This is a genomic window from Parvibaculum sp. (assembly GCF_045863935.1).
GTDB lineage: Bacteria > Pseudomonadota > Alphaproteobacteria > Parvibaculales > Parvibaculaceae > Parvibaculum.
The window spans coordinates 1-20,001 of sequence record NZ_BTVP01000049.1; the positions used below are offsets into that span (position 1 = coordinate 1).

Annotated in this window: 16 protein-coding genes; 4 read left to right on the plus strand and 12 right to left on the minus strand. The window is 64.4% G+C overall.

Going from position 1 to position 20,001, the window contains the following annotated elements; genetic code table 11:
* Positions 1-64: 64 nt before the first annotated feature.
* Both ACKUUH_RS15420 and ACKUUH_RS15425 read right to left on the minus strand, forming a co-directional pair.
* Positions 65-1,003, minus strand: a complete 939-nt coding sequence (locus ACKUUH_RS15420) for an alpha/beta hydrolase (protein WP_407950791.1) — start codon at positions 1,001-1,003, stop codon at positions 65-67.
* On the minus strand, positions 1,000-1,377 hold the full coding sequence (locus ACKUUH_RS15425; RefSeq protein ID WP_407950792.1) for an SCP2 sterol-binding domain-containing protein: 378 nt from the start codon (positions 1,375-1,377) through the stop codon (positions 1,000-1,002). Before ACKUUH_RS15425 ends, ACKUUH_RS15420 begins: the two co-directional genes overlap by 4 nt.
* A gap of 126 nt (positions 1,378-1,503) precedes the next feature.
* Between ACKUUH_RS15425 and ACKUUH_RS15430 the strand changes: the two genes are divergently transcribed.
* The gene (locus ACKUUH_RS15430; protein WP_407950793.1) at positions 1,504-3,060 is read left to right on the plus strand and encodes an acyl-CoA carboxylase subunit beta; all 1,557 of its coding nucleotides are present in this window, start codon (positions 1,504-1,506) and stop codon (positions 3,058-3,060) included.
* A gap of 55 nt (positions 3,061-3,115) precedes the next feature.
* Here ACKUUH_RS15430 and ACKUUH_RS15435 read toward each other — a convergent pair whose 3' ends face one another.
* The 6 genes from ACKUUH_RS15435 to ACKUUH_RS15460 form a co-directional block, all read right to left on the minus strand.
* Positions 3,116-3,529 carry a hypothetical protein gene (locus tag ACKUUH_RS15435; RefSeq protein ID WP_407950794.1) on the minus strand — a complete coding sequence of 138 codons (414 nt, stop codon included), beginning with the start codon at positions 3,527-3,529 and terminating at the stop codon, positions 3,116-3,118.
* 136 nt (positions 3,530-3,665) lie between these two features.
* Positions 3,666-4,526 carry an ABC transporter ATP-binding protein gene (locus ACKUUH_RS15440; RefSeq protein WP_407950795.1) on the minus strand — a complete coding sequence of 287 codons (861 nt, stop codon included), beginning with the start codon at positions 4,524-4,526 and terminating at the stop codon, positions 3,666-3,668.
* Positions 4,526-5,269 carry an ABC transporter ATP-binding protein gene (locus tag ACKUUH_RS15445; RefSeq protein WP_407950796.1) on the minus strand — a complete coding sequence of 248 codons (744 nt, stop codon included), beginning with the start codon at positions 5,267-5,269 and terminating at the stop codon, positions 4,526-4,528. Before ACKUUH_RS15445 ends, ACKUUH_RS15440 begins: the two co-directional genes overlap by 1 nt.
* Positions 5,266-6,213 (minus strand): branched-chain amino acid ABC transporter permease, encoded by a 948-nt coding sequence (locus ACKUUH_RS15450; protein WP_407950797.1) that lies wholly within the window; start codon positions 6,211-6,213, stop codon positions 5,266-5,268. Before ACKUUH_RS15450 ends, ACKUUH_RS15445 begins: the two co-directional genes overlap by 4 nt.
* Positions 6,210-7,112 carry a branched-chain amino acid ABC transporter permease gene (locus ACKUUH_RS15455; RefSeq protein WP_407950798.1) on the minus strand — a complete coding sequence of 301 codons (903 nt, stop codon included), beginning with the start codon at positions 7,110-7,112 and terminating at the stop codon, positions 6,210-6,212. Before ACKUUH_RS15455 ends, ACKUUH_RS15450 begins: the two co-directional genes overlap by 4 nt.
* Before the next feature lie 15 nt (positions 7,113-7,127).
* Entirely contained in the window at positions 7,128-8,363 is a 1,236-nt protein-coding gene (locus ACKUUH_RS15460; RefSeq protein ID WP_407950799.1) for an amino acid ABC transporter substrate-binding protein, read from the minus strand.
* Positions 8,364-8,556: 193 nt separating this feature from the next.
* Between ACKUUH_RS15460 and ACKUUH_RS15465 the strand changes: the two genes are divergently transcribed.
* Complete coding sequence (locus ACKUUH_RS15465) at positions 8,557-9,021, plus strand: Hsp20 family protein (RefSeq protein ID WP_407950800.1); 465 nt, start codon at positions 8,557-8,559, stop codon at positions 9,019-9,021.
* Positions 9,022-9,077: 56 nt separating this feature from the next.
* Here the strand turns inward: ACKUUH_RS15465 and ACKUUH_RS15470 are convergent, their stop codons facing one another.
* Entirely contained in the window at positions 9,078-11,759 is a 2,682-nt protein-coding gene (locus ACKUUH_RS15470; protein ID WP_407950801.1) for a GNAT family N-acetyltransferase, read from the minus strand.
* A 286-nt stretch (positions 11,760-12,045) separates the two neighbouring features.
* Here ACKUUH_RS15470 and ACKUUH_RS15475 point away from each other — a divergent pair, with 286 nt between their 5' ends.
* Entirely contained in the window at positions 12,046-14,598 is a 2,553-nt protein-coding gene (locus ACKUUH_RS15475) for an ATP-binding protein (protein ID WP_407950802.1), read from the plus strand.
* A 6-nt stretch (positions 14,599-14,604) separates the two neighbouring features.
* Here ACKUUH_RS15475 and ACKUUH_RS15480 read toward each other — a convergent pair whose 3' ends face one another.
* The 3 genes from ACKUUH_RS15480 to ACKUUH_RS15490 form a co-directional block, all read right to left on the minus strand.
* Complete coding sequence (locus ACKUUH_RS15480; RefSeq protein ID WP_407950803.1) at positions 14,605-15,039, minus strand: Hpt domain-containing protein; 435 nt, start codon at positions 15,037-15,039, stop codon at positions 14,605-14,607.
* 77 nt (positions 15,040-15,116) lie between these two features.
* Positions 15,117-16,151: a threonine aldolase family protein gene (locus ACKUUH_RS15485; RefSeq protein ID WP_407950804.1), complete on the minus strand. Its 1,035-nt coding sequence runs from the start codon at positions 16,149-16,151 to the stop codon at positions 15,117-15,119.
* A 59-nt stretch (positions 16,152-16,210) separates the two neighbouring features.
* Positions 16,211-17,077, minus strand: a complete 867-nt coding sequence (locus tag ACKUUH_RS15490; protein WP_407950805.1) for a hypothetical protein — start codon at positions 17,075-17,077, stop codon at positions 16,211-16,213.
* A gap of 631 nt (positions 17,078-17,708) precedes the next feature.
* Here ACKUUH_RS15490 and ACKUUH_RS15495 point away from each other — a divergent pair.
* On the plus strand, positions 17,709-20,001 hold a 2,293-nt coding region (locus ACKUUH_RS15495; RefSeq protein WP_407950806.1), incomplete at its 3' end, for a glutamate synthase central domain-containing protein.

The following is a 20,001-nucleotide window of genomic DNA, read 5'->3' on the forward strand; positions in this document are numbered from 1 at the left end:
CAATCAACGCCAGCCGCTACCCTCTTTTGCAGAGGAATCCCAAGGGGAGGGTGGGGATTCTATTTCAACCTTCCACAAACTTGTCGAACGCTTCCCAGAAGACGGCGCGGGCGGGATCGCGCTCGATCAGGATTTCATGGCCCGCTTCCGGCACGACGACGCGTGTCGCCTGCGGCAAATGCGATGCGGCATGAGCAAGCGCGAGCGACGAGACGAGCTTGTCTCCCGCCGCCTCGCAGATGAGGACGGGCGTCTCGACCGACGCGAGCCAGGCAGGCCGTGCCGCCTCGTCCATCGCGCGGAAGGCGGCATGAAGCCAGCCGACCGTCGCCGCGCCGAGACCGAGCTTCGGCTCCGCCCGTGTCAACGCCTGCAAAACGGCATAGCGCCGCTCGTCATGGGTCAGGATGTTTTCCTCGAAGGGAACTTCGTCGTTCGCCTTCGCATTTCCGCCCGGCACGTAACGCTCGTCCTGCCCCAATGCGTGAAGCAAGGTGACGATGGCGCGAATGGCGCGCTCCATCCGCTTGCTGAAGTTGAGGCCGAACATGGGCGCGGTGAAGACGGCGCGCGAGAACCACTCGGGATGGGCACGCAGTCCGCGCAGCAGGATTTGCCCGCCCATGGAATGCGCGAGCGCGACCCAGGGCTTCGGAAAGGAAGGTGCGACTTGTCCCATGAAGCGCGCGAGATCGCGGTCGAAAGTCGGGAAGCCGTCGATGTGCCCCTTGCGCCCGTCATCGAGCATCCGCGCCGAGAGGCCCTGCCCGCGCCAGTCGAGTGTCGCCACGGCAAAGCCGCGCGCCCGAAGCTCGCCGATCGTCTCGAAATATTTCTCGGCGAATTCCGTACGCCCGCCGAAGAGAAAGACCGTGCCACGCGGCGCGGCATCGCCCCGCCAGACGAGATAGCGCAGACGCGCGCCATCATCCGCGTCGAGCCAGAAGGCCTCACCGCCTTCCGGCATCGGGTTCTCCGGGATGAGGATGACGGGCGCCTTCACTCGCGAAACCCGTCCCCGGTTGCATTCGACTGACGAAGCATGATGGGCCGGAGACGCGCGACGACGGCGACATCGCCGACGATGCGGATGCGCCCCTGACGGAAGGCGGTGTTCTGGTCGATGTGACGCTGGAAGATCGCGAGATTGAGCAGCGGTTCGATATGGACGGTGCAATCGGCGGGCATGTCGCGGCGGTGAACCTCGTTCGGCTGCTTGCGCCCGTCGATGACGACGACGCCGGCACCCGGATGCACGAATTTGAGCACGGCGCCGAGCGTGACGTCGCCGGCCAGCGCCGCCTTCAGGATCGCCTCGATCTCGTTTTCCGCTTCAAGCGCCGGATTGCCCCGGAGCGCTCCCGCCTTGCCTGCCATATGCGTCTCGTCCCTCCCGTGTCTGCCCGGATCATAGCACCGGGAACGGCGTGCCAACAGGCTTTGGGCTCCCTCCGATTTCCATTAGGGTTTGCGGACTTCGCGACAGGGAGGGCCGCAAGCGCCATGAGCTGGGAAAAGGAAACCGACGAGATCCGGCGCCGCCGCGACCTGGCGAAACGTCAGGGCGGCGAAGAGGCGGTGAAGCGCCATCACGAGAAGGGCCGGCTCACACTGCGCGAGCGGATCGCGACGCTGAGCGACGAAGGTTCCTTTCAGGAGATGGGCGAAGGCGCGGGCGTGCCCCATTTCGACGAGGAAGGTAACCTCGTCGATTTCGAACCCGCCAATTATGTGCTCGGCTTCGCAAAGGTGAACGGACGGCGGGTCGCGGTCGGCGGCGAGGATTTCACGCTGAAGGGCGGCTCGCCGAACCCGGCGGGCCTGCGCAAAAGCGTCTATGCGGAAGAACTGGCGCTCACCTACAAGGTACCGCTGGTGCGGCTTCACGAAGGCGGGGGCGGCTCGGTTGCGGGCGCGGCGGGCAAGGGAAAGTCGAGACCGCTCGGCGAACCCGTTTTCGCCAGCCCGCGCTTCCGCTCCATCACGCAGGTGCTGGGCGAAGTACCGGTGGCAAGCGCCGCGCTCGGCCCCGTCGCGGGCATGCCGGCCGCGCGCCTCGTCGCCTCGCATTTCTCGGTCATGATCGAGGATGCGCAGGTGCTGATCGCGGGCCCGAAAGTCGTTGCCCGCGCGCTCGACGAAAACCTCACCAAGGAGGAGCTCGGCGGCGCCGACGTGCATGCGCGCTCCGGCGTCATCGACAATGTGACGGCGACCGAGGAAGAGGCGCTCGCCGAGATCGCGCGCCTCCTCTCCTACCTGCCCGACAATGTGTGGCAATTGCCGCCGGATATCGCAACGGACGATCCGCGCGACCGCACTGACGAAAGCCTGCGCGACATCGTGCCGAAGGACCGGCGCAAGCCCTTCAACATGCGGAAAGTCGTGAAGGCTGTGGTGGACAAGGGAAGTTTCTTCGAGATGACGAAGCGCTTCGGCCCCTCGCTCATCACGGGGCTCGCGCGCCTGAACGGCAAGAGCGTCGGCGTGATCGCCAACGACTGCCACTTCTATGCGGGCGCCATGACGGCGCAGGCGGCACAGAAGCTCCGCCGCTTCGCCGATATGTGCAACACGTTTCACCTCCCCATCCTCTCCTTCGTGGACGAGCCGGGCTTCATGATCGGTTCGGCCTCGGAGAAGGCGGCGACGATCCGGCACGGCACGGCGGCGATCGCGGCGGTGATGCAGAGCCGCGTGCCATGGGCGAGCGTGATCGTGCACAAGGTGTTCGGCGTGGCGGGCGCGGCGCATTTCGGGCCGGATGGCTATGTGCTTTCCTGGCCGAGCGCGGCGACAGGCGCATTGCCGGTGGAGGGCGGCGTCGCCGTCGCCTTCGCGCGCGAGATCGCGGCGGCGGAAGACCCCGAGGCGCTGCGCGCCGAACTCGAGGCGAAACTCGCGGCCGGACAATCGCCCTTCCCGCGCGCTGAAGGATTTTCCGTGCATGAACTGATCGACCCGCGCGAGACGCGGGCGAAGCTCTGCGACTGGATCGACTGGATCGGTCCACGCCGCGCCATCGCGCTCGGTCCCTACATGACGACGATGCGTCCCTGAAAGCAGAAAGGCCCCGCGCGATGCGCAGGGCCTTTCCTCGCTCTCCCCCTCAAACTCAGTAGTTCGAGAAGAGAATGGCGCCCGTGATCGCGCTGATGCCGATCCAGAGCAGGACATTGTCCCGGTCGCGCACGCGGGCCCTGTAATAGGGGCCGTAATGCGGATGCGACGAGTAGTAGACCGGCTGGCTGACCACGTAATAGTGATGACGTTCCACGACATAGGGACGCCAATGCGACCAGGGCCGCGGATGGCCGCGATGGACGACCACCGGCGGCCGGTGATCGTAGTAGTGCCCGTACCCGCGGTAATGCTTCGGGCCCTTGTAGTGACGGTCGTCGTAGCGATCGTGGCGCGCGAGCTCGACATGTGCGCTCGTCTCGACATTCACGATTGCCGCTTCGGCCGCCATCGGCGTCGAAAACCCGAGGGCGGCGGCAAGACCGGCTGAAATAATCTTCGTTTTCATCTTGTCATCCTTCCAGTTCCGGACCGACCCCTTGATCCGGAACCAGAATGAGCGCGGACGGCTGAACGGCGCGTGGCGGCACCGTTCATCTGGCGTTCAGGTTGAGATGAGGATTTCTGCGGATTTTGCGGAGGGATCAGCCGCCGAGAAAGAGGCGGCCCACATCCGAATTTTCCAGAAGATCGGCACCTTCGCCGGCAAGCGCGACGCGGCCCGCGACCAGCACATAGCCGATATCGGCGAAGTCGAGACCGCGCTTCGCGTTCTGCTCGACCATGACGATGGTCTTGCCCTGCGCTTTCTGGAGATCGGCAAGAATTTCGAAGACCATGTCGATCATGCGCGGTTCGAGGCCGATGGAAGGTTCGTCCACCAGCAGCACTTTCGGATCCATGATGAGCGCGCGGCTGATTTCGAGGAGGTGCCGCTCGCCGCCCGAAAGCACACGCGCGCGCTCGGAGCGGCGCTTCGCAAGGCGGTCGTAGCGCGCGAAGATGCGCTCCGCCGCCGCCCGCGCTCGTCCCTGGTCGCCGAGAAGATATCCGCCCATGAGGAGGTTCTCCTCCACCGTCATGTCCGGGAAGACGGAATTATCCTGCAGGATGTAGGCGATGCCCGCATCGCGAAGCTTCTCGCTGGGCGAGAGGCGCGTGACCTCGCGGCCCGAAACCGAAACGCGGCCCGACGAGATTTTCGTGAAGCCGAAGATCGAATGCAGCACGGTCGACTTGCCCGCGCCATTCGGGCCGACGAGGCAGAGGCTCTGGCCCGCGCCAACGGCGAGATCGATCCCATGCAGGATTTCCATGGCGCCATAGCCGGCATGCAACGCATCGAGGGAGAGGAGCGGCTCGCCCTTTGCGAGCGCGACGACCTCCTCTCGCGACACGGCGCGCGCCATGGCTTGCGCCTCGCGCGCGACATCGCCGAAGGAAAGCACGGTGTCGACTGTGCCCTCGCCATAACCGCCCGCGAGATTTTTCGGCTCGTCCGCCATCACGCCACCCCGAGATAGGCGTCGAGGACGCGTGTATCGGCACGAACCTCGTCCGGCGAGCCTTCCGCCAGCACTTCGCCATGCGCAAGGCAGGTGATGCGGTGCGCCAGGTTCATGATGACGCGCATATTGTGCTCAATGACGAGCAGCGTCACGCCGAGTTCAGCATTCGCACGGCGCAAGCGGTCGATAAGCCCGTTGATGAGCGTCGGGTTGATGCCCGCTGTCGGCTCGTCGAGCAGCAGGAGCTTCGGCTCGTTCATCAGCGCCATCGCGAATTCGAGAAGCTTCTGCTGGCCGAAGCTGAGACTGCCTGCCTTGTCGTCGCGTTTCTCGTGGAGACCGACAAAGGCGAGGAGATCGTCGCCCTTGCGGCGGGTTGCGGCCGGCACGGAACCGAGCAGCGACAGGAGGCCGCCCTGCGCCTCGCGCGCGCTGATCGCCATGTTTTCCGCACAGGTCATCTCGCCATAAACGCGCGTCTGCTGCCAGGTGCGGAGAAGACCGAGACGCGCGATGGGCGCGGGGCGCAGATGCGCGATGGAGCGGCCTTCGAAAAGAATGTCGCCGCCATCGACCGCATGTGTGCCGGTGATGCAGCCGAACAGCGTCGTCTTGCCCGAACCGTTCGGCCCGATGAGACCCGCGATTTCGCCCTGCCGGACGGTGAGCGAGACGTTGCTATTTGCAACGACGCCGCCGAAGCGCTTGGTGACATTGCGGACTTCCAGAAGCGCGCTCATGACGCCACCCTCGCGCGGCGTGCGGCCCACCAGCCCATGATGCCCTGCGGGAAGAAGACGACGATGACGACGATGAGAAGACCGAGCGCGACGCGCTGCCAGCCAAGCAGGTAGGTCCAGAAAAGTTCCTGCGTGACATGGAAGACGAAGGCGCCCAGCACCGGGCCCCAGAGCGTGCCCTTGCCGCCGAGGATTGCCATGAGCACCATCCAGACGCCGAAAGTCGCGCCCGCAAAGGCGACGTCGCGCGGATCGATGAAGCCGATCATGTTGGCAGCAAGCCCGCCCGAAAGCGCGAGGAAGAAGGCCGACAGGCTCCAGGCGAAAATCTTGATCGGCGTGGTGCGCAGCCCCATCGCATCCGCCTTGTCGTGATCGTCGCGGATCGCGTTCAGGGCAAGACCGAAGCGCGTGCCGTAGAGCCAGCGGAAGACGAGGAAGCAGAGCGCGGCGAGCGCGAAGAGCGAATAGCAGAAGAAAAGCTCGCGTGAACCGAGTTCACCCGGATAAAGCGGCAGCGCCATGCCGGAGCCCGCGCCGACATAATCCCATCCCGCCGCAATCTCGCCCGCCGCGATGCCGAGGCCGAGCGTGCCGATGGCGAAATAGTGCCCGCGAATGCCGAGCATGGCGGCGCCGAAGACGGTCGCCGCGAGAACGGCTGCGGCCGCGCCAACGAAAAGACCGAGCGCCAGCCCCTCGAAATAAGGAAGGCCCGCATCGCGCTGGACCACGGCCACGGCATAGCAGCCGATGCCGAAGAAGACGATGTTGCCGAAGGAGTTGTAGCCCATGCGCCCGCCCAGCATGTCCCAGGTGAGCGCGAAGACGACCATGAGCCAGAGAAAGGCGATCTGCGTCGCGAGGCCGGGCAGCAGCAACGGGCCTGCGATACCGGCAAGCGCAAGCGCGCCCATGATGTGCCAGTCGGTGATGCGGCTCATTCCAGATAGCCCCGCTTGCGCGCCGCCATCGCATTGCGCCAAACGAGAATGACAACCATCAGCGCGAAGACGAAGGCGATCTGGAATTCGACGCCGAAGACAAACCCCGCGACATTTTCAAGCGCGCCAAGGCCGAGCCCGGCGGCCACGACGCCCGCGACATTGCCGACCCCTGCCACGACCACGACCATGAAGGAACGGACCGTGTATGGCAGGCCGACATAGGGATGGATCGTCCAGGCCATGACGGCGAGGCTGCCAGCCGCGCCGCAGAGCGCGCCATTGAGCGCATAGGTCATGGCATAGACGCGGTTCGTGTCGATGCCGAGAATGCGCGCGGCACGCGGGTTCTGCGCGGTGGCGCGGATCGCCTGGCCGAGACGCGCATGGCGTAGGAAGAGCCAGAGCACACCACCCGCGCCGAGCGCGAGGACGAAGGCAAGAAGCTTCACATAAGCAAGCGTGACCGCGCCGTCGAGAAGGTAGAGCGAGCCGAGCCCCGCATCGACCGTGCGAACGTCCGAGCCGAACAACGCATTCGCAAGCTGCTGAAACAGGATCGACAGGCCGAAGGTCGCGAGGATCGAGATGAAGATATCCTTGTCCACCACGCGGAAGATGACGGTGCGGTAGATCAGCCAGCCGAGACCAAACATGACTGCGGCCGAAAGCGGCAGGCCGGCGAGCGGCGGCAGGCCCGCCTGTACAGCAAGAAAGGTGACGTAGCCGCCGAGCACGACAAGCTCGCCCTGCACGACATTCACGATGTTGAGCACGCCCCAGACGAGCGCCATGCCATAGGCGGCGAGCGCGAAAATCGAGCCGATGAGGAGCCCGTTCAGAATAACGTCGGCCGCGAGCGGCGGGTACTGAACGAAGAGGGAGAGATTGTCGAGCACGGCGTCTCCGGAAGATCAGCGTTCGGACCAGGGCGGCGTCGGCCAGCGAAGTTCCGCTTCGGCGAAGTCCCGCGGGTAGACGACGACATATTTCCCCTCCTGTACCTGGAAGAGGACGGTGGGCTTCGACACGTTCTTGCCCGTCTCGTCGAAGGCAATGGGTCCGTAGAAAGTCATGATGTCGGTTCCGGCGAGCGCATCGCGCACGGCTTTCCTGTCGAGCGTGCCCGCTCGCGCGAAGGCATCGGCGAAGACCTGCACAGCCGCGCTCGATTCGGCCGCCTGATAAGGCGCGGCATGGCCGTATGTCTTCTCGTAGAGCGCGGCATAGTCCGCCGCGCTGCCAAACAGAGCGTCGGAGTAAGTAAGCGTCGGCGCCCATTGCGCGGCGCAGAGCGCATATTCGGCGGCGGCGCCGAACTTCTCGGCGATCTGCGCGCTGTCGCAATGCGTGAGCGCCATCATCGGCAGGTTGAGACGCTGGTCGGCGACCTGGCGCACGGCAAGCGCCGCGCCCTTGTCATGGCCGGACAGCAGCAGGAGATCGGGCTTGAGCACCTTTGCCTTGGAAAGCGTCGCCGACATGTCGTTGAGCTCGGGCGGCAGCTTGTCATCGATGACGATCTTCATGCCATGTTTCGCCGCATCCTCGGTGACGCCCTCGCGCACATCCTGCGAGAAGGGATCGTTCTCGAAGGCCATGGCGACGCGGACCTGCGAAGGGTCTTCATGCACCTTCGCCGCGAGGTCGACCGCGCCGCGCAAATACTGGTCGGTGGTGGAAAGAACGGCGAAGAGATAGCGATAGCCCTTGCGGAAGAGCGAGATGGCGGCACCGTTCGCCTCGACCATGGGTACGCCGTATTTTTCGGTGACGGGGGCAATGGCTTCGGTGAGGCCGGAGGAATAGGGCCCGAGGAGATAGTCGACACCGTCCTGCTGGATCAGCCGCTCGACAAGCTGCGCGCCGCGCGCGGGCGTCGATTCGTCGTCGTAATAGACAATTTCCAGCTTGTAGGGCTTGCCGCCGACCGTGACGCCGCCCTCTTCGTTGATGCGCTTGACCGCAAGGTCGTAGCCATTGCGGGTGAAGGCGCCATTCGAGGAATATTTTCCTGTGAGCGAGACGGCGGCGCCAAGGCGGATCACGCCCGGCTCTTCCGCCCAGGCCGCGCCAGCGAAAAATGGACCGGTGCCGGACAACACGAGCGCCGCGCCCAGAAGCACCCCGGAAAACAGTTTCCTCATCATTTCCCCCTCCGCTGGCGAGCGGCATTCGCCACTGTCCGGGACCTTATACCCATCTTGAAGCGCGAAGGCGAAATTCCCAAATAAGCCGTACCGGGCGCCGGAGAAGCGGGCCCGGCCGGGAAGCAGCCACCGGCCCCAGGGCGGTGAAACGCTGTCGTCCCTATCGCAACATCGCTTGAAGAGGATGTGACTCATGCGTGGATTCGACTTTTCCCCCCTTTACCGTTCGACCGTCGGCTTCGACCAGCTCCAGTCGCTGCTCGATTCCGTGACGCAGGACGCGAGCCCCACCTACCCGCCCTACAACATCGAGCGGACGAGCGAAAACGACTACCGCATCACCGTTGCGGTTGCCGGCTTTGGCCAAGACGACCTCGACATCGAGGTGAAGCAGAACGTGCTCACCATCAGCGGCAAGCGCGCCGAGCCCGAAGAGACCAACTATCTCTATCGCGGTATCGCCGGCCGCAGCTTCGAGCGCCGCTTCCAGCTCGCCGATCATGTCGAGGTGCAAGGCGCCCATCTCGAGAACGGGCTCCTTCATGTGGACCTCGTGCGCCGCGTGCCCGAGGCGCTGAAACCGCGCCGTGTCGAGATTTCAGCCCCGGCCAAGGGTGCGAAGACGCTCGAAGGCAATCTCGCGACCGCCGCCGACTAAGACCTCCCGAACGGATATGCGAAGGGGCGCCCTGCCGGGTGCCCCTTCTTGCTTTTTCAGGAGAGGTTGAGCCGCGTCTCGATCAGCGTCGGATCGTCCTTGATCGAGTGGCGCGTGAAGCCGAGATCGTCGCACATGTCGAGCATGCTGCGGTTCTCGCGAAGCACATGGCCGAAGATTTCGCCCACACCCCGCTGGCGCCCATACTCGATCAGCTTTTGCATCAGGGAATAGCCGAGCCCGTGACCGTGAAGGTCGCTGCGGACGAGAATGGCAAATTCGGCGCGCTCCCGGTTCGGGTCTTCCGACAGGCGGCCGACGCCCGCCGCCTCCGCGCATGCCTCGTCGGCGAAAACGACGAAGGCCATCTCGCGGTCGTAATCGATCTGGGTGAGGCGCGCGGCGAGCTGGCGGGGAAGCTTTCTGAGCGGCGAGAGGAAACGCAGGCGCACATCCTCCGCGTCGGTATGTTCGAGAAGATCGTCGATGAGCGGCGCGTCCTCCGGTTTGATCGGGCGCAGCGGATAGCGACGGCCTTCGCGGTCCGTGAGCTCGCCTTCGAGCGAAGCGGGATAAGGCCGGATCGCGAACCGCGCCGTGCCCTTGCTCTTGGCAGGCAGGATGCGCACCCGCGCATCGAGCGCGACGATCCCCTTCTCGTCCGCCCAAAGCGGATTGATATCGAGTTCGGCCACCTCCGGATTGTCCGCCGCGATGTCGCCGAGCGCCATCAGCGCGGTTTCGATCCCTGTGAAATCGGCGGGCGGACGGCCGCGATATCCTTCGAGGAGGCGCGAGACGCGCGTGCGCGAAATGAGGTCCTTCGCCAGCACCCGGTTGAGCGGCGGGAGCGCCATCGCCTTGTCGCGCACGACCTCGACCGCCGTGCCGCCCTGCCCGAACAGGATAACGGGACCGAAGGTGGCATCGTCCACAATGCCGAGAATAAGTTCGAAGGCGTCCGGCTTGCTCACCATCTGCTGCACGGTGAAACCTTCGAGTTCCGCGCCTGGGCAGAGGTGGGTGACGCGCGCGATCATGCGCGAGGCCGCCTCCGAAACCGCCTCTGCGTTTTCGAGCCCGAGCGCAACGCCGCCGACATCGCTCTTGTGCGTGATGTCGGGCGAGAGAATCTTCAGCGCGACGGGATAGCCGAGTTCGCCGGCCACCCGCGCGGCTTCGGCGGCGGAAGAGACGATGCGCGTATCGACAATCGGGATTCCGTAAGCCGCGAGCAGGGACTTTGCCTCCGCCTCGCTCAGCCATTCGCGGTTCTCGCGGAGCGCGGTTTCGACGAGCGAGCGCGCCCTTTCGAGATTGCGCTGTGGCTGGGCCGGGCCCGCCGCCGGAATTTCGAGCAGGAGGCGCTGGTTCCGGTCGTGGCGGACATGCAGCATGAAGGCCCGCACCGCGCCTGTCGGCGTCTCGTAGGTCGGAATGCGATGCGTCTGGAAGGCCTCGCGCGCGGCGCGCGCACCCTTGTCGCCGAGCCAGTTCGTGAAGACGGGCTTGCTGGACGCCTCCGCCGCCTCGATCACCGCATGCGCGGCGGAGAGATTGTTCACGACCGCCGTCGGACAGTTCATGACGAGAACGGCGTCGACGGCCTTGTCCTTCAGAAGCGCTTCCATGGCGCGCGCATATCGCTCGGCGCCCGCATCGCCGATGATGTCGACAGGATTGGCGCGGCTCCAGGTGCGCGGCAGAACGGCATCGAGCCCGGCGATGGTCTCTTCCGAGATTTCCGCAAGCCTGCCCCCTTCATCGATGAGGAAGTCCGTCGCCAGCACGCCGACGCCACCGCCATTCGTGAGAATGCCAAGCCGGTCACCGAGGATCGGGCGCCGCTCCGAGCGGACAGACAGCGTTTCGACCGCGTCGAACAGCTCCTCGATGCCGAGTTCGCGCAGCATGCCCGCGCGGCGGAAGGCCGCCTGGTAGACGGCGTCGGAGCCTGCGAGTGCGCCGGTATGCGAGGCGGCGGCGCGCGCGCCTGCCTCGTGACGGCCGGACTTGATGACGATGACGGGCTTCAGGCGCGAGGCCTGGCGGCCCGCCGACATGAACTTCCGCGCGTCAGTGACGGATTCGATATAGAGCAGGATGCTCTTCGTCTTCGGGTCGGCAGCGAGATAGTCGAGCATGTCGCCGAAATCGACATCGGCCATGCCGCCGAGCGAGGCGATGTGCGAGAAGCCGATGCCACGGCTCGTCGCCCAGTCGAGCACGGCGGTGACGACCGCGCCTGATTGCGATACGAAGGCGACATTGCCCTTTTCCGGCTGCACATGGCCGAAGGAGGCGTTGAGTCCGTTGCCGGGCGCCATGATGCCGAGGCAGTTGGGGCCGGCAATACGCAGGAGATGGGGCTTCGCCGCCTCGAGCATCTTCGCCTGCAGGCGGCGGCCTTCCTCGCCGAGTTCCCCGAAGCCTGCCGTGATGACAACGGCAGCCTTCGTACCGCGCCGGCCAAGCTCGTCGATGAGGCCCGGCACTGTCTGCGGCGGCGTGGCGATAACCGCAAGGTCCGGCGCATGAGGCAGGCTCGCGACATCCTTGAAAGTCTCCGCGCCGCCGATCTGCCCGCCCTTCGGATTGACCGCCCAGACGGGCCCCGGAAGGCCCGCTGTCAGCAGATTGTCGAGAAGAACGTTGCCGACCGACCCCTCGCGCGCACTGGCCCCGATGAGGGCGACCGATTTCGGGGCGTACATAAGATCGAGATTGCGGATCGACATGCTTTATTCCGTTGGCCTCGTCAGGGGGGGGTGGCGCGGCGCCTGCGTCAATTCTCGACCTGGGCTGCGACAGGTCCAACACGGCTTGCTTCGTCACGGCTCATCAACTGCAACAGATTGAAACTATTAAAAAAATGGGCATTACGCCAGCCACCGTCATTACCCGTTTTAGTCACCTATTAACCCTCTTGCTGTAATCAAGACCTGACATCCGGAAGGGTGAACAGGCCGGGAGAGGCCTCAACTTTCTTGCTGGCCGGACGCTTCCGGCGGAGACCGCAGAGACATGCGCAAGGTCGTGAGCGGCGCGTTCAACCACCATCTGCTGCGCTCGTTCATCGGGCCGACGGCGCGCGACCTCGCGCTGAAGATGCTGGCGCTGCTCATCGCCATCACGGCTTTCCAGTCGATCACAGATTATTATCAGTTGCGCGACGTAATGTTCTCGAATGTCGAGCAGCGGGCCGCAGCCATCAGCGACCATCTCGCCATGCGCGCGCAGCATGACAGCGACTTCGGTCCCGGCGAGGCGGCACAAGCCGTGACCCGCGAAGCGATCTGGCAGAACGACGTTCTAGCCATCTACCTGATCGACAGCGCCGGCAGGCTGCTCACCGGTGAGGAAACGGCCCGGATTCCGGACACGCAGAGGTTTCTCGCCGATCCCCAGGTGCGCACGGCAATCAGCGCCAGCTTCATCCTCGATCGTCCGCAGAGCTTCGAAATGAGCTTCGACGATTTCGACAACTGGGTCTACGTGAAGACCGTTCCCGGCACGGAGCTCGGCACGGTGAGCATCGTCGACCTGCGGCGCGCGCGGGAGGAGCTTACCGCCTCGATCTTCGCGTCCCTTTTCCGCCGCATTGTCACCGCAGTCGTTCTCATGGCCGCGCTCTTCTTCCTGCTTCACCGCTCGGTGATCGGACCGATCGAGCGGCTTGCGACGGCCGTTCGCGCGAGCGGACGCGGCAAGTTCGATCCGCCCGCCGGCATTCCAAGCGGTGAACTCAGCTATCTCTCCGATCTCTTCGCACAGGTCTTCGGACGCCTGCAGTACAGCCTGCGGGAAAACGAACGCCTCGCCCTCGTCGCCAATGGAACGGATGCGGGCGTGCTCATCGCCGACCGGACCGGCGTCATCCTCTGGGCGAATGCGGGCTTCATCCGCATGACAGGCTTCGCCCGCGCCGACGTGGAAGGCCGCCGTCCGATCGATCTGCTCGCCCGCCACTCCGGCGCAGCCGCCCTCAAGATTCTCGCCGAGTCCGCTGCCGACGGCGAAGCCCGTAACGTGGAGACGATCAGTCTCACCAAACAGGGGCATCAATACTGGGCTTCGATCGAGGTGAGGCCCATTCGCGACAAGCGCGGCACTATCCGCAACTACATCGTCGTCGAAACGGACATCACGCAAGGCAAGCAGACGGAAATCAAGCTGAAGCGCAGCCAGCTCGAACTGCAGGACCGCGTGCTCGACCTGCAACACACATCAATGCAGCTCGAACAGGAACGTGCCAAGCTCGCCAGCGCCGCGCACGATCTTTCCGTCGCGAAGGAAGCGGCGGAAAACGCGAACCGCGCGAAGTCGGCGTTCCTCGCCACGATGAGCCACGAGCTGCGCACGCCCATGAACGGCGTCATCGGCATGGCGGACCTTCTTCTCTCGGGAGAATTGACCGAGCAGCAGCGCGACCGCGCCGCGACGATCCGGGAATCGGGCGAATGCCTGCTGACGATCCTGAACGACATTCTCGACCTCTCGAAGCTGGAAGCGGGCCGCCTCGAACTCGATTGCGGCCCCACCTCCCCCACCGGCATCCTGGAAACGGTGGTGGAAGTCCTGCGCCCCAATGCATCCGAGAAACGCCTGAACCTCACCAAGAGTTGCATCGGCGACATTCCCGCACTGGTGGTGAGCGATCCGACGCGCCTTCGCCAGATCCTTTTCAATCTCATCGGCAATGCGATCAAGTTCACGCCGAAGGGCGAGGTTGCCGTCTCGCTGATGGCGCACGCAACCGGCGAGCCCGGCACCGTCGAGCTCGTCTACACGGTACGCGACACCGGCATCGGCATACCCAAGGCCATGCTGCCGCGCCTCTTCACACGCTTCCAGCAAGCCGACTCCTCCATCTCCCGCACCTATGGCGGCACGGGCCTCGGCCTTGCGATCACGCGCGAACTCGTGACGCTGATGAACGGAACGGTCGACGTTGAAAGCGCGGAGGACGAGGGCAGCACTTTCACGGTGCGCCTGCCCATGCGCGTGACCGATAGCTCTGCCGCCGCAAGCCAGACCTCCGACGCCGTTGCACCGGCACCCGCACCGATCCTGGGACCGCTGAAGGTGCTGCTTGCCGAAGACCAGCCGGTCAACCAGAAGCTCATGTTCGCCGTGATGGAACGGCTCGGTCACACGCTTACCATCGCCGAAAATGGCGTCGAAGCGATCAAGAGGCTTCGCGCCGAGAGCTTCGACATCGTGCTCATGGACATTCAGATGCCGATCATGGACGGCATTCAGGCAACGAAGGTCATCCGCGCCTTCGATGAACCCTGGCACGACATTCCGATCGTCGCGCTGACCGCGCATGCCATGGCGGGTCACAGCGACGCCTACAAGGCGGCCGGCATGAACGGGTTCGTTTCCAAACCCTTCAGCATCGACGTTCTGGTGTCGGAGATGTCGAGGACGATCGCGGAAACGCGGGACGCCGCCACAAGGCCGGTCATGGAAGCAGGCGGTGGCGCGCTGGAAGAAGAGATGGACGAAGCCTTCTCCCGGGCCGAGCGTGTCCTGACAGATATGCTGGAAGAGCTGGAAAGAATGACGGCGTAATATCCGTCAGTCGTCCTCGTGGCCGGTGAGCAGGTGGAGTTTTTCGACGATCCGGCGGCCCGTCTCTCCGCCATCGCCCGAAATATCGTTGTCCGACACGCTCTTCAGCATTCGGATATGCATGTGGACGATATTGAGTTCTTCCGGCGAACGCCGTTCGCCGCTGCGCAGATAGTCGCAGAAGGACGCGCCGATCTCGGTCACGAGACCATAGCCGAAGGAACCGCCCTGACCTTTGACGTTGTGAGCGACGGCGTGAAGCGCCTCGAGTGTCTTCTCGACAGGCTCACCCGCTTCGAAGCGCTCCCAGATGTCGCAAAGTTCGGCAACGTCCGAGGCAAGCTGCTGACGATAGGTGTCGCGCAAGGCATCGACCGCGGCCTCGGCCTGCGCGATCAAGCTCTCGAACTCTCTCGTCTTTTCGTCTTTCGCAACCGCCATTGTCCTGCCCATGCCGAAAAGCACGATTCCGCGATCATGAGACTAATGGCACCGCACTTAACGAATGCTGAAGAGGCTCAGCCGCAAGCGCTCGAAATGAACCGGTCGACGGCCTCGGGGGCCGTCTGGAACGAGGTCACGAGACGGACGGTACAGGCGCCGTCGCTGTCGCCCGGCATCGGCCAGCGGTGGAAGCGTGCGCCCGCCTCCTTGAGCCGCTGGATGGTTGCCGCGGGCAAGCGCACGAATATTTCGTTCGCCTGCGGCGTGAGGTGCATCGCGGCTTCAGGCACGTTTTCAAGACCTTCGGCAAGCCGCGCCGTCATGGCGTTCGCGTGTCCCGCCAGCCGGAGCCAGAGATTGTCCGCAAGATAGGCTTCGAGTTGCGCGGAGAGAAAACGCATCTTCGAAAGGAGATGGCCCGCCCGCTTTCGCCGGAAGGAGAGATCGCGCGCGAGATCGCGGTTGAAGACGATAACGGCCTCCGCCGCCATCGCGCCGTTCTTCGTCGCGCCGAACGACATGATGTCGATGCCCGCCTTCCAGCTCGCCTGCGCCGGAGAAACGTTGAGCGCGGCTAGCGCATTTGCAAAGCGCGCCCCGTCCATATGGACATGGAGGTTCCGCTCGCGCGCGATCGCGGCAAGAGCGGAAATCTCGTCGAGAGAATAGATGCTGCCGAGCTCCGTCGATTGCGTCAGCGTCAGCGCGGCCGGCTGCACATGATGGACGACACCCGCGGGCAGCTTGTCGAGTTCGGCCCGGAGCAGCACGGGATCGATCTTCGCCTTCTCGCCGCCGACCGGTACGAGCTTCGCCCCCGAATACATTTCCGGCGCGCCGCATTCATCGAGATGCACATGGGCAAGCTCGTGGCAAAGCACCGCGCCATAGGGCGGCGCGAGCGCGGCGAGGGCAAGCGCATTTGCCGCCGTGCCCGTCACCACGGGGAAAACCTCGACCTCTCGCTCGAAGATTTCCGAAAGCCGTGCCCTGAGGCGCGCCGTAACGTCGTCCGCGCCATAGGACGTGGCCGTGCCCGTATTCGCGCGCGCCAGCGCCTCCAGAATTTCAGGCGCGATGCCCGACGCATTGTCGCTCGTAAAGTCCATGGCCGCTCCTTCCGCGAAGCGCGGATGGTAGCGAAGCGCGGGGCTCCCGAGAAGCGCCGTCAGGCAACGGCTTCGACACGCTCCGGGTGGCCCGACCAGGTCCATGCCATGCTTGGGCGCGACAGACCGAGCATCATGCCCCCGAGCGCCTTCGGATGGAGCCAGAGCTGATCGGAAGGCAGATGGGCCGGGCGGTTGTCCGGCCGGTCGACCGTGAAGCCTGCTCCCGCCGCTGCCGCACGCTCCGCGATGAGATTGATGCGGCTCGTCTCGGCAAAGGCCATGTAGAGGCTTTGGCCGAACTTGCGGAAGTAGCGGTCCATCGTGGTGCCGGGCGTCGTGGGCTCGATGACCTCGAGACGGTGAAGCTCGTCCTTGTCGAAGAGCGTCAGCGTTCCCCGATAGCCGAAGAGATCGGACACGATTTCGGTGTAGTTGCGCTCGTCGAGCGCGAAAAGCGCGTTGAGCTGGCGCGTGATCCCCGCCGTGTCGCTGGAAAGAAGCGTCGCCTCGTAGAGAAAATCGATTTCGCCCACGGGCGGCAGCGTCTCGTCCGCGCTCACCACCATGCGCAAGCCCTCGATACCGGTATCCCGTTCGGAAAGGTGGAGCTGACCGGCCTCCGAGAGAGGCGAAACGCCCCGCACCTTGAGGTGGGTGGCAAGACCCGCGAGATCGGGCGCCGACGCCCCGGCCGCATAAAGATGCGCGCCCCGCCGGGCGACCGCATCGGCGACCGGGCCCGCCCCGTCCGGGACGAGAAGCTCAACGAAGCCTGTGCCGATCCTGAGCCGCCGTCGCCGCGCACCAAGCCCCGCGATCCGGTCTTCTCCCGCCGGCTCGGCGCCCAGGAGCCCGATCCAGCCCTTTGCGGCAGTTTCCGCCTCCGGCACCGCGAGCTGTATCCTGTCGATCCTTCTGAGCATGTGTCGGCCTCGCCTTTTTGAGCCGCCCCCTGTTCCGGGAAAACGGAAGTTCTTTATTATGGCGGTGAGCATGGCAGAGCCTGTCCGCCTGCGAAACCGCAGGAAATTGACCATAATTCTTTTTGCGAGCGAATCTCAGCTATAGGTCAGCATTCCTGTCTTATTTGCTTGATTCATGGGGGCGGGTTTGGCATGATCCGCCAACTGGGAAAGTCACGCTTTCCCGGCACGATGGGCTGACCGGACGATCAAGCGGTCGGGCCTGCCAGTAAGCCTCCGCTCCGGGCAATAGGGAGCACCCAGCAGAAAGCTCCGTCGGCGATGGCGGCACTGCAAGGGTATGCAAGAGCGCCGAAAGCTGTTCGAAGCGCGGCGCCCGGGCGTACCGGAAAGCGGATCGCGAGAGCGGTCCAGCGGTGATCAGTCTCGCCGGAAATTTCGGCCGGGACCTTTGCGATAACGCGTGCGGTTCGCTAGCGTCCCCCGCCCCGAGGAATCGGGGCTCCGGCCGGAACGGCTCAGGGGGAAGGGAAGCGCACGGGCGGAACATGTTTGAAGACGTCGAGGCGACCTGCGGTGCAGCCCGGAAGTGTAATCCGGTGTCGCGGGTCCAGGTGAAGGATGGGATGGTATGACGCAGAAGCGGGAAGATATGAGCCGGTTCGCGGCCCAGCGCGTAGCGGGTCTCCCCGAGGCGCAGGGTCTCTATGACCCCCGTAACGAGCACGATGCCTGCGGCATCGGCTTCATTGCGAACATCCACAACCGAAAATCTCACAAGATCATCGAGGATGGCCTGCGGATTCTCGAAAATCTCGAGCATCGCGGTGCCGTCGGCGCGGACCCGAAGGCGGGCGACGGCGCGGGCATTCTGATTCAGCTTCCCGATGCCTTCTTCCGCAAGGAAGCGGCAAAGCTCGGCTTCGAACTGCCGGCCGAAGGCCATTACGGCGTCGGCATGCTGTTCTTGCCGAAGGCGGCGGATGCGCGCCAGAAGATCGTCGATCTGGTGGACAAGATCATTGCCGAGGAAGGCCAGACCCTTCTCGGCTGGCGCGTCGTGCCGGTCGACAATTCCGATCTCGGCGTCTCGGTCATCCCGACCGAGCCCTATCACATGCAGGTTTTCGTGGCGCGCTCGGCGGACTGCGCCGATCAGGAGGCGTTCGAGCGCAAGCTCTTCGTCATCCGCAAGCGCGTCTTCAACACGCTGCTCGCCGAGGAAGGCCATGTGCCGGAGGAACTTTATATTCCTTCGTTCTCCTCGCGGACCATCGTCTACAAGGGCATGCTGCTCGCGGCACAGGTCGGCCAGTACTACAAGGATCTGACCGATCCGGAGATGACGACGGCGCTCGCCCTCGTGCATCAGCGCTTCTCGACCAACACCTTCCCGACCTGGAGCCTTGCGCACCCCTTCCGCATGATCTGCCACAATGGCGAGATCAACACGAAGCGCGGCAACGTGAACTGGCTCGCGGCACGCTATGCGACCATGGAGTCGGAGCTTCTCGGCGACGACGTCAAGAAGATCTGGCCGATTGCCGTTCACGAGCAGTCGGATACGGCCTGCTTCGACAATGCGCTCGAACTTCTCGTCATGGGCGGCTATTCGCTCACCCATGCGATGATGATGCTCATTCCGGAAGCCTGGGCCGGCAATCCGCTGATGGATGAAGAACGCCGCGCCTTCTACGAATATCACGCCGCCCTGATGGAACCGTGGGACGGACCGGCCGCGGTTGCCTTTACCGACGGCCGCCAGATCGGCGCGACTCTCGACCGCAACGGTCTGCGCCCTGCCCGCTACTACGTCACCGACGACGGCGACGTGATGATGGCGTCCGAAATGGGCGTGCTGCCCGCGCCGGAAGAGAAGATCGTCGAGAAGTGGCGGCTACAGCCCGGCAAGATGCTCCTCATCGACCTCGAGGAAGGCCGGATCGTTTCCGACGCCGAGGTGAAGGCGCAGCTTGCGAAGCTCCACCCCTATCAGACCTGGCTCGACGCAACGCAGATCCAGCTCGAGGAAATGCCTTCCCCGCGCGGTTCCGTGACGACGCCCGTCTACGGCTCGCTGCTCGATACGCAGCAGGCCTTCGGCTACACGCAGGAAGACATCAAGTTCCTGATGACGCCGATGGCGATGGACGGCCAGGAAGCGATCGGCTCCATGGGCACCGACACGCCCATCTCCGCGCTCTCCTCGAAGTCGAAGCTGCTCTACACCTATTTCAAGCAGAACTTCGCGCAGGTGACGAACCCGCCGATCGATCCGATCCGCGAAGAACTCGTCATGTCGCTGGTCTCCTTCATCGGCCCGCGCCCGAACCTGCTCGACCTCGAAGGCATGTCGTCGGTGAAGCGCCTCGAAGTGCGCCAGCCGATCCTCACCAACGAGGACCTCGAGAAGATTCGCATGATCGGCGAAGTGGCGGACAATCATTTCCGCACGCAAACGCTCGACATCACCTTCGCGGCGAACCGCGGCGAAGGCGAGATGGCCGAAATGGTCGCGCGTCTCTGCGAACGCGCGGAAGAAGCGGTCGATCAGGGCTACAACATCGTGATCCTGTCGGACCGGCTGGTCTCGGCCGAACGCATCGCCATTCCGGCGCTGCTCGCGACGTCCGCCGTCCACCATCACCTGATCCGCAAGGGTCTGCGCACAAAGGTCGGCATCGTCGTCGAGACGGGCGAGGCGCGCGAAGTGCATCACTTCTGCTGCCTTGCGGGCTACGGCGCCGAGGCAATCAATCCCTATCTCGCTTTCGAGACGCTGGCGGAGCTCCTGCCGCATCTCGACGAGGGGCTGACGCAGAAGGAAGCCGAGAAGCGCTACATCAAGGCGGTCGACAAGGGCATCCTGAAGGTCATGTCCAAGATGGGCATCTCGACCTACCAGTCCTATTGCGGCGCGCAGA

Bases quoted from the DNA above. Each gene is read 5' to 3' on its own strand.
- ACKUUH_RS15445 (WP_407950796.1), bottom strand. From the start codon at position 5,269: ATGAGCGCGCTTCTGGAAGTCCGCAATGTCACCAAGCGCTTCGGCGGC.
- ACKUUH_RS15475 (WP_407950802.1), top strand. From the start codon at position 12,046: ATGCGCAAGGTCGTGAGCGGCGCGTTCAACCACCATCTGCTGCGCTCG.
- ACKUUH_RS15440 (WP_407950795.1), bottom strand. From the start codon at position 4,526: ATGGCGGACGAGCCGAAAAATCTCGCGGGCGGTTATGGCGAGGGCACA.
- ACKUUH_RS15485 (WP_407950804.1), bottom strand. From the start codon at position 16,151: ATGGACTTTACGAGCGACAATGCGTCGGGCATCGCGCCTGAAATTCTG.
- ACKUUH_RS15450 (WP_407950797.1), bottom strand. From the start codon at position 6,213: ATGAGCCGCATCACCGACTGGCACATCATGGGCGCGCTTGCGCTTGCC.
- ACKUUH_RS15490 (WP_407950805.1), bottom strand. From the start codon at position 17,077: ATGCTCAGAAGGATCGACAGGATACAGCTCGCGGTGCCGGAGGCGGAA.
- ACKUUH_RS15470 (WP_407950801.1), bottom strand. From the start codon at position 11,759: ATGTCGATCCGCAATCTCGATCTTATGTACGCCCCGAAATCGGTCGCC.
- ACKUUH_RS15435 (WP_407950794.1), bottom strand. From the start codon at position 3,529: ATGAAAACGAAGATTATTTCAGCCGGTCTTGCCGCCGCCCTCGGGTTT.
- ACKUUH_RS15480 (WP_407950803.1), bottom strand. From the start codon at position 15,039: ATGGCGGTTGCGAAAGACGAAAAGACGAGAGAGTTCGAGAGCTTGATC.
- ACKUUH_RS15465 (WP_407950800.1), top strand. From the start codon at position 8,557: ATGCGTGGATTCGACTTTTCCCCCCTTTACCGTTCGACCGTCGGCTTC.
- ACKUUH_RS15425 (WP_407950792.1), bottom strand. From the start codon at position 1,377: ATGGCAGGCAAGGCGGGAGCGCTCCGGGGCAATCCGGCGCTTGAAGCG.
- ACKUUH_RS15430 (WP_407950793.1), top strand. From the start codon at position 1,504: ATGAGCTGGGAAAAGGAAACCGACGAGATCCGGCGCCGCCGCGACCTG.
- ACKUUH_RS15460 (WP_407950799.1), bottom strand. From the start codon at position 8,363: ATGATGAGGAAACTGTTTTCCGGGGTGCTTCTGGGCGCGGCGCTCGTG.